The following is an 11950-nucleotide window of genomic DNA, read 5'->3' on the forward strand; positions in this document are numbered from 1 at the left end:
TGCCGCCCGGTTTACTGGATCACATGGACAGTGCGAAGTACCTCGACGCGATCGACTCGCTGTGCGCCCGCGATCTGACCGCGGCGGACAGCGAGCCGGACGCCTACAGGTCGGGGCCGGGATACCGCATCGAGTCGTTAGTGGTGAGCCATGGGATGCGGGACGGCGACGCGGCGCCGCGCATGGCGGCCGTCGAGGACTTCTACGCCCTCAGGAGCCGGATAGCCCAGCAGCTGGACGACCGCTGGGGCAGGCAGCAGCCGCTGTGGGGGATGGGCACGCTCAAACTGCGCCTCGACCGGGGCGAGGACATACCCGAGCCCTGGCTCACCACGAGCATCGTGACGGACGACCTCGACCTCTGGCAGCCCCCTGGCTCACCCCGCTGGATCGCCCTCGGCGTGGGCCACCGGGACGGGACCGACGAGATCCATGTCCTCGCCGTGGCCTCGGACATCGACCCGGTGTGACCCCGCTAGGAGTCCGCCGCCACCCGCAGCCGGGCGAACTCCTCCGCCATCGTCGCCGCCGTCCAGTGCGCGTTCAGACCGCTCGGATTGGGCAGCACCCACACGCGCGAGTCCCCGATGATCCGTTCCTGTGGCCCGACTTGAGCCTTGCGGTCGTCGAAGGCCGCACGGTACGCGGTGACCCCGACCACGGCCAGCCACCGCGGCCCGAGCCGGCTCACCTTCGCCGCCAGCAGCCGCCCGCCCTCGCGGTACTCCTCCGCGCTCAGCTCGTCCGCCCGTGCGGTCGCCCGGGCCACGACATTGGTGATTCCGAGCCCGTACGACAGCAACTCCCGCTGCTCCGACGGCTTCATGAGCCTCGGGGTGAAGCCGGACAGATGCAGCACCGGCCAGAACCGGTTGCCGGGCCGGGCGAAGTGATGGCCCGTCGCCGCCGTCATCAGACCGGGGTTGATACCGCAGAACAGCACATGGAGACCGTCCGCGACCACGTCCGGTACCAGACGGTCGCGGGCGGCCTCCAACTCCTCGGGGGTGAAGCGCGTCATCGGGTGAGGAGCGTCAGAGGATCGCCCCGGGCGCGTAGCCCGCGGCAGCCGGGTGCTGCTTGACGATCTCCTCGATCCGGCCGACGACGACGGCGACCTGGTCGGCCGCGGCGCCCGTGAAGGACAGCTTGTCGGCCATCAGCTCGTCCAACTGGCCGCGGTCCAGCGGGATGCGCTCGTCGGCGGCCAGCTTGTCCAGGAGCTCGTTGCGCTCGGCACCCTGCTCGCGCATCGCGAGTGCGGAGGCGACGGCGTTCTCCTTGATCGCCTCGTGGGCGACCTCGCGGCCCACGCCCGCGCGCACCGCGCCCATCAGCACCTTGGTGGTGGCGAGGAAGGGCAGGTAGCGGTCCAGCTCACGGGCCACGACCGCAGGGAACGCACCGAACTCGTCGAGCACGGTGAGGAAGGTCTCCAGCAGACCGTCGAGTGCGAAGAACGCGTCCGGCAGCGCGACCCGGCGCACCACCGAGCAGGACACGTCGCCCTCGTTCCACTGGTCGCCCGCCAGCTCGCCGGTCATCGAGGCGTAGCCGCGCAGGATGACCATGAGGCCGTTGACGCGCTCGCAGGACCGCGTGTTCATCTTGTGCGGCATCGCGGACGAGCCGACCTGGCCCGGCTTGAAGCCCTCGGTGACCAGCTCGAGCCCGGCCATCAGACGGATCGTCTTCGCCAGCGAGGACGGGGCCGCCGCCACCTGCACCAGGGCGGTGACGACCTCGTAGTCCAGGGAACGCGGATAGACCTGGCCGACCGAGGTGAACGCCTGCGAGAAGCCCAGGTGCCCGGCGATCCGGTGCTCCAGGTCCGCCAGCTTCGCCGCGTCCCCGCCCAGCAGGTCCAGCATGTCCTGTGCCGTGCCGACCGGACCCTTGATGCCGCGCAGCGGATAGCGGGCGAGGAGCTCCTCGACCCGGCCGTACGCGACGAGCAGCTCGTCGGCGGCCGTCGCGAAGCGCTTGCCGAGGGTGGTGGCCTGCGCGGCCACGTTGTGCGAACGGCCCGCCATGACCAGCTCGCCGTACTCGCCCGCGAGCTTGCCGAGCCGCGCCAGTACGGCCACGCTGCGGTCGCGGATCAGCTCCAGGGAGAGCCGGATCTGGAGCTGCTCGACATTCTCGGTGAGGTCGCGGGACGTCATGCCCTTGTGGACCTGCTCGTGGCCGGCGAGGTCGTTGAACTCCTCGATCCGTGCCTTGACGTCGTGCCGCGTGATCTTCTCGCGCTCGGCGATGGACGCCAGGTCGACGGTGTCCAGGACCTGCTCGTAGTCGGCGAGCGCCTCCTCGGGCACCTCGATCCCGAGGTCCTTCTGGGCCCGCAGCACGGCGAGCCAGAGCTGACGCTCCAGCCTCACCTTCTGCTCGGGCGACCAGAGCGTGGCGAGCTCGGCGGAGGCGTAGCGTCCGGCGAGGACGTTCGGGATGCGGGGCTTGGCGGGAGCGGAAGTCACGTGGAGGGATTCTACTGGCGGTTCGTGCAGGCCAGCGACCCGGTCCCGTTCGTCGGAACCTACGAGAGCGGCTCCGCGGGCTCCGTCAGGACAGTGGGCCCGGCCGACTCCGGAGCGCACCAGCAGGCCAGGGCCCTCGCGCGGAGTTCCGCGACCGATGCGGGTCGGTGCGGCAGCGGGTGCCTCGGACGGGGTGCGGCCGGCTCTGCCGTCGGCCACGCGCGTGCCGACCCGGACCTACTTCTCGTACGGCTGCAGATCCGGCCGCTTCGGGGGTCGGCCGTCGCCCGACGAGCGGCCCGTCAGCCGCCGTCCGATCCACGGCAGCAGGTACTGCCGGGCGAAGCGGGCGTCCGCGATCCGCCGCGCGGCCCACCTCGGGGGGACCGTCGCCGGCACCGGTGTGCGCCACTCCGTGTCCTCGGGGTCGTAGCCGAGCCCCTGCCAGACGGCCTCGGCGACACGGCGATGCCCCTCGCCCGTCAGGTGCAGCCGGTCCACGTCCCACAGCCGCGGGTCGGAGAGCGAGGGAGCGCCGTACAGATCGACCACCAGGGCGCCGTGCCGTGCGGCCAGCTCGTCGACGACCTCGAACAGCTCCTCCATGCGGGGCCGGAAACGCTCCAGGACGGGGCCCTGGCGGCCGGGGCTGCGCATCAGCACCAGTTGCTTGCAGGACGGGGCGAGCCGCTCCACGGCCTCCGTCAGCAGCGCGCGGACCTGGCCCATGTCGCACTTGGGACGCAGGGTGTCGTTCAACCCGCCGACCAGGGTGATCACGTCGGGCTGCATCGCCGCCGCCACGTCCACCTGCTCGTCGACGATCTGCCGGATCAGCTTGCCGCGCACCGCGAGGTTGGCGTACCGGAAACCGGGCGTCACCGCGGCCATCCTCCCGGCGAGGAGGTCGGCCCAGCCCCGGTAGGTGCCGTCCGGCAGCAGGTCCGACATGCCCTCGGTGAAGGAGTCGCCGACGGCGACCAGGCTGGTGTGTGTGGGATTCGTCTGCATGGCGGAAGAAATGGTAACCGGTACACATACCCGCCGGTCGGTCACCCTCGCACGAGGAAACCGGTCCTCACGTCCGGCGCCCGAACAGTTCCCGCAGGACGTCCTCCATCGTCACCAGTCCTTCCAGCCGGCCGTCCTCGCCCAGTGCCGCCGCCAGATGCGTCCGGCTGCGCCGCATCGCCGTCAGCACGTCGTCCAGCGGTGTGGCCGCCCGGATCCGTGCGATCGGCCGCATGTCCCGCACCGGGAACGCGAGATCCCGGGGCGAGGCGTCCAGTGCGTCCTTGACGTGCAGATAGCCGACGATCCGCCGTCCCTCGTCCACCACCGGGAACCGTGAGAAACCGGTCTCCGTCGACAGCGTCTCCAGCTGTTCCGGTGTGACACCCACGCGCGCGTAGACGACGCGTTCCAGCGGCAGCACCACGTCCCGCACGGGCCGCCGCCCCAGTTCCAGCGCGTCGTGCAGCCGTTCCCGCGCCCGCTCGTCGATGAGGCCCGCCTCGCCGGAGTCCCGCACGATCCGGGCCAGCTCGGCGTCCGAGAAGGTGGCGGTGACCTCGTCCTTGGTCTCCACACGCAGCAGCTTCAGCAGGGCGTTCGCGAACGCGTTGACCGCGAAGATCACCGGGCGCAGTCCACGTGCCAGCGCGACCAGCGGCGGTCCCAGCAGCAGCGCGGTGCGCACCGGTTCCGCGAGCGCGATGTTCTTCGGGACCATCTCGCCGAACAGCATGTGCAGATAGGTCGCCAGCGTCAGTGCGATCACGAAGGACACCGCGTGTCCCGCGCTCTTCGGCACGCCCACTGCGTGGAACACCGGCTCCAGCAGATGCGCGATCGCCGGCTCCGCGACCACACCGAGAACCAGCGTGCACAGCGTGATCCCGAGCTGCGCGGCCGCCATCAGCGCGGAGACGTGCTCCAGCCCCCAGAGCACGCTCTTCGCACGCCGGTCACCCTGCTCGGCGTGCGGCTCGATCTGGCTGCGGCGCACGGAGATCAGCGCGAACTCGGCGCCCACGAAGAAGGCGTTGACGACGAGGGTCGCCAGACCGATCAGCAGCTGCAGCGCGGTCATGACCCGGCCTCCTGCCCCGAACCGACGTCCAGAGGCGCGTGCAGCAGCACCCGCGCCGCCCTGCGCCCCTGCGCGTCCTCCACGTCGAGCCGCCAGCCGACGACGTCCACCGAGTCGCCGACGGCCGGAATGCGGCCGAGCCGAGTCGCGACCAGGCCGGCCAGTGTCTCGTACGGCCCCTCGGGCGCCCGCAGCCCCACACGCGCGAGCTGGTCCATCCGCGCCGCGCCGTCGGCCCGGAAGAGTCCCCTGCCCTCGTCGTCGGTGCCCGCGGGGGCCAGGTCGGACGTCTCGTGCGGATCGTGCTCGTCCCGCACCTCGCCGACGACCTCCTCGACGATGTCCTCCAGAGTCGCCACACCCGCCGTGCCGCCGTACTCGTCGATGACGACCGCCATCGTCCGCTTGCCGGACAACCGGTCCAGGAGCCGGTCCACGGTGAGCGACTCGGGCACCAGGAGCGGCTCGCGCAGCAGCTCCGCGACCGAGGCCCGGGGCCGCCGTTCGGCCGGCACCGCCAGGACGTCCTTGATGTGCACGATGCCCACCACCGAGTCCAGGCTGCCGCGGTAGACCGGGAACCGGGACAGCCCGGTCGCACGCGTCGCGTTCGCCACGTCCTCACAGGTCGCCTGCACGTCCAGAGCCATCACCTGCACCCGCGGGGTCATCACGTTCTCCGCGGTCAGGTCGGCCAGATTGAGCGTCCGCACGAACAGTTCGGCGGTGTCCGCCTCCAGTGCGCCCGCGCGCGCGGAGTGCCGGGCCAGCGCGGCCAGTTCCTGCGGTCCGCGCGCGGAGGCCAGTTCCTCGGCGGGCTCCAGGCCGAAGCGTCGTACCACCCGGTTGGCGGTGTTGTTGAGGTGCGTGATGAAGGGCCGGAAGGCCGCGCTGAACCAGCTCTGCGCGGTGCCCACCCGCTTGGCCACCGCCAGCGGCGAGGAGATCGCCCAGTTCTTGGGCACCAGCTCGCCGACCACCATCAGGAAGACGGTCGACAGCGCGGTGCCGAGGACCAGCGCCAGCGACCGGGCCGTGGACCGCGATGCCCCGAGCGACTCCAGCGGCCCCGCGATCAGCGCCGCGACGGACGGCTCGGCGAGCATGCCGACGACCAGGTTGGTCACGGTGATCCCGAGCTGCGCCCCGGACAGCTGGAACGTCAGATTCCGTACGGCCTTCAGGGCACCGGGCGCGCCCCGTTCACCGCGCTCCACCGCGCGTTCGAGCTGCCCGCGCTCCACCGTGGTCAGCGAGAACTCCGCGGCCACGAAAGCACCGCAGGCCAGCGAGAGCAGGATCGCCACCAGCAGGAGGAGCACTTCGGTCATCGGGTCACCTCCGTCCCATGATCGGACAGGGCTCCGAGGATCGCCTGTCCTGAGCGGCGACGGCCGGGCTCACCCGACATCGCCGCTTTTTCCTCGGGCGCATACCCCGTCGCGCGCCGTGCGTGCCGCCGACTCTCGCCGCGTACCTGACGACCGTCCCCTACAGCGACTTGATCCAGCGGCGCCAGTGGTCCTCGCGGTGGTAGCCGGCGGCGGCCCACGCGTGGTGGGCCTGTTCGTTGGCTTCCAGGACCATGGCGTCGACGCGTCGCCCGCCCAGGGCGGTGAAACGCTGTTCGGCCGCTTCCAGCAGGGCGGTGGCGATGCCCTGCCGACGGTGGCCGGGGTGCACGGCGAGCCGGTAGGCGGAGCATCGCCAGCCGTCGAAACCGGCGATCACGGTGCCCGTGAGGAGGCCGTCGCGTTCCGCCAGGATCAGGGCCTCGGGGTCGCGTGTGATGAGCCGGGCCACTCCGTCGTGGTCGTCGGTGATGCTCGTTCCTTCGGCGGCGTCGCGCCAGAACCGCAGCACGGTGTCGATGTCGGCGAGGGTGGCGTGGCGGATGTGGAGATCACTCATGGGGGTGAGCCAAGCAGAGTGCCGGGCCGGCTGGCGAGCGGTTTCCGCGAGCGGCCCCGGGGCGGTGATGTGATGCGGGCGACGGCGGCCGCGTGCCCCGGGACATAGGCCCGGCCGATGGTGCCGGACAGCCGTCGGCGGAGTCCGCCCGGTGGCGGCCGTCCCGTCGGCCGTCCCGTCGGCCGGATCAGCCCGACGCGGTCGCCCTGCTCGGCAGCACCGCCTCCGGTGACTCCGGCAGGGTCTGTCCGCCGTCGACGATGATGACCTGCCCGGTGACGAACGACGCCCGCTCGCTCGCCAGGAACTCGACCGCGTCGGCGATCTCCTGGGGCCGGGCGAGGCGGCCGAGCGGGATCGTCGCCGTCATCTGCGCGAGGTAGGCGTCCCCCATGCCGTCGAGGCCCTCGGTCGCGACGTTGCCGGGGGCCACCGCGTTCACGGTGATCCCGAACGGGGCGAGTTCCAGCGCTGCCGTACGCATGAACCCGAGCTGGGCCGCCTTGCTCGCCGCGTAGTGGCTCCAGCCCGGGAACCCGGTGACCGGGCCGGTGATGGACGAGGTGAGCACCACCCGCCCGGCCGCCGACTCCCGCAGCAGGGGCAGACAGGCCGAGACGGCGAGCATCTGGCTCTCCACGTTCACCGCGAACACCTCACGGATGTCGGTGTACGTCAGTTCGGCGAGCGGCTTGTTCGGGAACACGCCCGCGTTGAGGCACAGCACGTCGAGGCCGCCGAGCAGCGACGACACCGCCTCGGCCAGCCGTCCCGCGGAGTCCGGCGCGGCGGAGTCGAGGGAGATCCCCTCGACGGTCTGCTCCGCCCGCGCGGCCTCGGCGCGGAACTTCTCCACGGTGGCGTCCGGGACGTCCCGTCCGGTCAGTACGACGTCGTGTCCGCCGCGCACGAAGGTCGAGGTGATGGCGGCGCCGATACCGCGCGTACCACCGACGACGGCTACTTTCCTGGTCCGGTGACTCATGGCGTTCCTCGTTCTCCGGTATCCCTGCTCGGGTGCTGGCTGTTCTCGGGCGTTCTCGGTGCGAGCGCGGTCTCCGGCGTCACGGGGGTGCCTCCGGGGTGTACCGCGCCCCGGGCATGGCGGGGCGGTTCGACGAAGTGACGTGGAGTTCGGTGCGGTCGGCGCGGAAGAGGTCGCGGGAGAACTCCATGGGCGCGCCGTGCTGGTCGTACGACGTCCGGGTGATCGCCAGCAGGGGCTGGCCGACCGACACGTCGAGGTGGTCCGCGTGATGGCGCTCGGCCAGGCGCACACGGATGTGCTCCGAGACCGTGCGGGCCGTGACGCCGTAGACCTCGCGGAAAAGCTGCGACAGGGAGCCGGTGAGATCCAGGTCGAGGATGCCGGGGAAGCGCCGCGCCGGCACGAACAGCCGCTCCCACGACAGCGGCACCCGGTCCGCGAGGCGCACCCGCTCGATCGCCACCGTCCCGGCGCCGTCCGGCAGACCGAGCGCGGCACGGACCTCGGGGTCGCCCCGCCTGAGCTCCGTGGACACGACCCGCGTCGAGACCTCGAAACGCTGGTGCGCCAGGAGGGCGGGCACGTTCACGTCGACCGCCGGCTGCCGTGCCACCACGCGGTCGTGCCCGTGCGCGAGCCGACTCCAGCCGTAGACGGGCCAGTTCGGGTTGGGGTGCAGGGCGAAGGTGCCGCCCGCCTTGCCCCGGGTCCGGCGTACCTCGCCGTCCGCCTCGAGCCGGGCCAGGGCGCTGCGGACGGCCTCCCGGCCGGCGCCGAAGATCTCCGCGAGCTGCCGCTCCGGGGGCAGCCGCCCGCCCATGCGGACCTCCCCGCGCCCGATCATCCCCAGGACGCCCTCCGCGATCCGGGAGGCGGCCGGACCGAGCGGGGCGCGGCCCGCGTCAGTGCTCATGACGTACGGCGGTGAGGTAGCCGTCGGCCAGGTAGCGTCCGGCGAGTTCCACGGACCGGTCCGCGAACTCCGGCCGCAGCGAGGCGGCGAAGGGCGTGTCGCCGCGCTTGTGGACCCAGGCGACGAGCATCAGCCGGCGCAGCATCACCAGGGCGGGGACGGCCCGTATGTCCTCGTCGCGCAGCGGGCGCCGCGTCTCGTAGCCCCGCAGCCAGGCCGCGACCCAGTCGTCGACGCGCGGGTCGTGCTCGACGAACGACAGCGAGCACGCCAGGTCGTAGAGGAACCAGCCGGTGCCGCAGTCGTCGAAGTCGATCAGGCGCACCCCGTCGGGTGCGACCAGCAGGTTGGCGGCCCTCAGATCGCCGTGGATGAGCCCGAAGACGGCCTCGCCCCTGCCGTACGCGCCGAGTTCGCGGGCCAGCTTGGCCTCCGCCCGGGCCAGGACGGCGGCACCGCCGGGCGTGCGGTCCACGTCCGGGTTGTCCCGCCACCGCCCCCACAGCGAGGCCGTCCCGATCAGGTTGTCGAGGTCCCATTCGGGCCGGGTGAAGGTGTCCGGCCGTCGCCACCGGCGCGCGTGCTCGTGCAGTGCGGCGGCCTCCCGGCCGACGACCTCCATCACCTCCGCGAAGTCCGTGGCGTCCGGCTCGGCGCCGGGCGCGAACGCGAACAGCGCCGCGTGCTGGGGCGTCCCGTCCGCGCCGGGGAAGGACGCGACCGGCTCACCGGACGGGGTCGGCACGACGGCGGGCGTGTCGACCGCGCCGTCGGCGCGCAGCCGCTCGATCCACGCCAGCTCGCTGCGGATCTGCGCCGGAGTGCGGAAGCCGGGCCGGTGCAGGCGCAGGACGAGAGGGGCAGGGGAGTCGGCGAAGGTGCACAGATAGGTCGCGTTCTCGGACAGGCTCAGCAGCCGGGCGTCGGCGAGGACCCGGTCCCGGCCGTACGCCCGCAGCGCCGGGGTGACCTGCTGGTCCCAGGTGTCAGCCATGTGCGGCCACCTTCCGTACGGCGGTCCGCAGCCGGGCGAGGATCTCCGCGGTCTCCGGCTCGGTGAGCAGCAGGCCCGGCTTGAACTGGAGGACCGCCGGGTCGAGAGTGGAGAAGATCGCCCAGACGCCCTGCCGGTAGAGCTCGGCCATGACGGGCTTCGCCCCGCGGGCGCCGAACTCCAGCCCGATGACCAGGCCCTTCTGCCGGATCCCGGTGAGGGTGTGCGGAAGCTCGGCCCGCAGCTCGGCGAGTCCGGCGGCGACCTGCGCGATGCGCTCGCGGACGTTGTCGCGGGTCTCGGACCGCTGGGTGATCTCCAGGACCTTGGCGGCAACCGCGCAGCCGAGTTCGGCGCCCCCGAAGGTGGCCATGTGGGCGAAGCCGTCCTGCTCCAGCCAGCCGCTCGCCGCCGGGCCCAGCAGGGCGGCGCTCACCGGGTACAGGCCACCGCCGAGCCCCTTGCCGGTCACGAGGATGTCGGGGACGACGCCTTCCGCGTACACGCCCCACAGCTCGCCGGTCCGGCCGAGGCCGGTCTGCACCTCGTCGGCGATGTACAGGGCGCCGGTCTCCTCGCACGCCCGCTTGACTCCGGCGAGATAGCCGGGCTCGGGGACGGGGAAGCCGTAGGTGGCCGGAACGGTCTCCATGATCACGGCGGCGACGTCCTGTGCGGCGAGCGCGGTGGTCATCGCGTCGAGGTCGTTGAACGGCACCTGCGTGAACTCGGCCGGGTTGTCCGAACGGAACAGCTGCGAGAACCGTGTGTCCCCCGTGGCCACGGCCAGCCCGGTGTGCCCGTGGTAGGCCTTCACCACCGACACGATCCGTCGCCGGCCGGTCGCGTACCGCGCGCTCTTGAGCGCCACGTCGACCGCCTCGCCGCCGCTGGAACCGAAGACGGCCTTGTCGGCACCGGGTGTCGCCTCGACGAGTCGCCGTGCCAGCGCGGTGCGACCCGGAGTCGGGAAGTGGTGGTTGCCGATGTCCACGTGCTGGACCGCGTCGGTCAGCGTGCGCACCAGCTCGGGATTGCGGTGGCCCAGGTTGTAGGTGCCGCCGTTGAGGTGCACGTCGATGACCTCGTGCCCGTCGACGTCGGTCAGCCGGTAGCCGCTGCGCTCACCGATGACCAGCGGAACGCCTTCCGCCTGCCAGAACCCGGTCTTGTCCGGGTTCCAGTACCGCCGCGCGTCCGCGAGGACCTCCGCCTTCGACGCGTACCCGTACATGGACAGCTGCTCGATCCCCAACGCCCGGCCTCCTCGTGTCCCCGGCGGAAGATCCCACCGGCGGCTCCGTGAACGGCTCCACCGTCGGACGGGCGTTTTGCGTACCCGTGAGGTCGTTGGATCGGATGCGTAACGCTTGTGGTCCGGTTGTGGTCCGGTGGCCGAAGGCCCGCCCCCGAACCGGTCGCTCTCGGCGAGGGCCCGATGCCTCGGTCCCGCCACTTCCCGTCGGCCCGGATCCGGGGGCTCCGGGCTCGACCGGCCACCGCGTTCGCAGTCGGCAGGACGCCGGTGAAGAGCGCCGGGATCGTCGTACGTCTCGCGACTCCTCACGCGAACGGTCCGACGGGAACCTTCAGCACCAGACCGGGGAAGTGCCCTGCTAGTGGCCCCGGAGGGGCCCGACGGTCACCGACCGCGCAGTTCCGCCATCACCGGCGCGAACGCCTCCATGGAGGCCTCCAGCACCGTCAGATACGTGAATCCGTACCGATCGCGCTGCGCCAGCACCTGCGTGACGATCTCCTCGACCGTGCCGATCAGCATGATGGGCAGGTCCAGCGCCTGCTGGAGGGTCAGGTCCGGCACCCGGTGCAGGAACGGTGTGGCCTCGGCCTCGCGGTCGTCGGTGACGACCACCGTCTGGATGAGCAGGTTGAGCTCGGCCGGTTCCTTGCGGCCCTCGGCGAGCCGCCGGTAGCGCGCGACACGCTCGTCGAGTTGTTCGGCCGTGGTCGGGATCAGCTTGCCGGTCGTGTTGCCCGGCACCAGGGTCGCGCCCGTGAAGGCCGCGATGTCGGCGTGGTCGGCGGACAGCTTCAGCATCCGGTTGCCGATGCCGCCGATCAGCAGGGGCACCCGGGGCCGCTGGACGGGCTGCGGCACATGGTCCGCCGAGGACAGCAGCCGCTCCAACTCCTCGACGGTGCGCCGGAGATGGTCTACCCGCTCGGCCGCCGAACCGAAGGGCAGCCCCGCCCGGTCGTGCTCGGACTGCACATAGCCCGTGCCCAGGCCGAGTTCGAGGCGGCCGCCGGTGAGGGCGTCCACCGTGGCCACCTCGCGGGCGAGCAGCGTCGGGTTCCAGAAGCCCGCGTTGAGGACGAAGGTGCCCAGGCGTGGCCTCTCGGTGACGGCCGCCGCCGCGACCAGCGCCGGGAACGGCGCGACCTTGCCGAGATGGTCGGGGACAAGGATCACGTCGTACCCGAGCTCCTCGGCTCGGCGACATTTGGTGCGCCAGTCCTCGTCGGTGGAGGCGGTGGTCAGGTTGACGGCAAAGCGGAAGGGGCGAGGCATGAACTCTCCTCAGTGATAGGCGACTTGAGTTGTATGCCCGCC

General features: G+C 71.9%; 12 protein-coding genes. 1 reads left to right on the forward strand and 11 read right to left on the reverse strand.

Annotated features, from left to right (window positions below; translation table 11 throughout):
- The first annotated feature begins 23 nt into the window (after positions 1 to 23).
- Complete coding sequence (locus ACFYRX_RS25685) at positions 24 to 470, forward strand: hypothetical protein (RefSeq protein ID WP_389103990.1); 447 nt, start codon at positions 24 to 26, stop codon at positions 468 to 470.
- Positions 471 to 475: 5 nt separating this feature from the next.
- On the opposite strand, the gene mug is transcribed toward ACFYRX_RS25685, so the two are convergent.
- The 11 genes from mug to ACFYRX_RS25740 form a co-directional block, all read right to left on the reverse strand.
- Positions 476 to 1021, reverse strand: a complete 546-nt coding sequence (mug, locus tag ACFYRX_RS25690; protein WP_389103993.1) for a G/U mismatch-specific DNA glycosylase — start codon at positions 1019 to 1021, stop codon at positions 476 to 478.
- 13 nt (positions 1022 to 1034) lie between these two features.
- A complete protein-coding gene (purB, locus tag ACFYRX_RS25695) occupies positions 1035 to 2477 on the reverse strand; it encodes an adenylosuccinate lyase (protein WP_389103995.1) in 1443 nt (480 codons plus the stop codon).
- Between the two features lie 237 nt (positions 2478 to 2714).
- Positions 2715 to 3488 carry an SGNH/GDSL hydrolase family protein gene (locus ACFYRX_RS25700; protein ID WP_389103997.1) on the reverse strand — a complete coding sequence of 258 codons (774 nt, stop codon included), beginning with the start codon at positions 3486 to 3488 and terminating at the stop codon, positions 2715 to 2717.
- A gap of 67 nt (positions 3489 to 3555) precedes the next feature.
- Entirely contained in the window at positions 3556 to 4569 is a 1014-nt protein-coding gene (locus ACFYRX_RS25705) for a hemolysin family protein (protein WP_389104000.1), read from the reverse strand.
- Positions 4566 to 5900: a hemolysin family protein gene (locus ACFYRX_RS25710; protein ID WP_389104003.1), complete on the reverse strand. Its 1335-nt coding sequence runs from the start codon at positions 5898 to 5900 to the stop codon at positions 4566 to 4568. The genes ACFYRX_RS25705 and ACFYRX_RS25710 overlap by 4 nt, the downstream gene beginning before the upstream one ends.
- A 160-nt stretch (positions 5901 to 6060) precedes the next feature.
- Positions 6061 to 6480 (reverse strand): GNAT family N-acetyltransferase, encoded by a 420-nt coding sequence (locus ACFYRX_RS25715; RefSeq protein ID WP_389104005.1) that lies wholly within the window; start codon positions 6478 to 6480, stop codon positions 6061 to 6063.
- A 187-nt stretch (positions 6481 to 6667) separates the two neighbouring features.
- Entirely contained in the window at positions 6668 to 7465 is a 798-nt protein-coding gene (locus ACFYRX_RS25720) for an SDR family NAD(P)-dependent oxidoreductase (protein ID WP_389104008.1), read from the reverse strand.
- Positions 7466 to 7544: 79 nt separating this feature from the next.
- A complete protein-coding gene (locus ACFYRX_RS25725) occupies positions 7545 to 8381 on the reverse strand; it encodes a GntR family transcriptional regulator (RefSeq protein ID WP_389104011.1) in 837 nt (278 codons plus the stop codon).
- Entirely contained in the window at positions 8371 to 9375 is a 1005-nt protein-coding gene (locus ACFYRX_RS25730; RefSeq protein ID WP_389104013.1) for a phosphotransferase enzyme family protein, read from the reverse strand. Before ACFYRX_RS25730 ends, ACFYRX_RS25725 begins: the two co-directional genes overlap by 11 nt.
- Positions 9368 to 10630 (reverse strand): aspartate aminotransferase family protein, encoded by a 1263-nt coding sequence (locus ACFYRX_RS25735; RefSeq protein WP_389104016.1) that lies wholly within the window; start codon positions 10628 to 10630, stop codon positions 9368 to 9370. The genes ACFYRX_RS25730 and ACFYRX_RS25735 overlap by 8 nt, the downstream gene beginning before the upstream one ends.
- Before the next feature lie 387 nt (positions 10631 to 11017).
- Positions 11018 to 11908, reverse strand: a complete 891-nt coding sequence (locus ACFYRX_RS25740; protein WP_389104019.1) for an LLM class F420-dependent oxidoreductase — start codon at positions 11906 to 11908, stop codon at positions 11018 to 11020.
- Positions 11909 to 11950 lie beyond the last annotated feature (42 nt).

Origin of the sequence: Streptomyces sp. NPDC005374 (assembly GCF_042872225.1) — a bacterium.
Classification (GTDB): domain Bacteria; phylum Actinomycetota; class Actinomycetes; order Streptomycetales; family Streptomycetaceae; genus Streptomyces.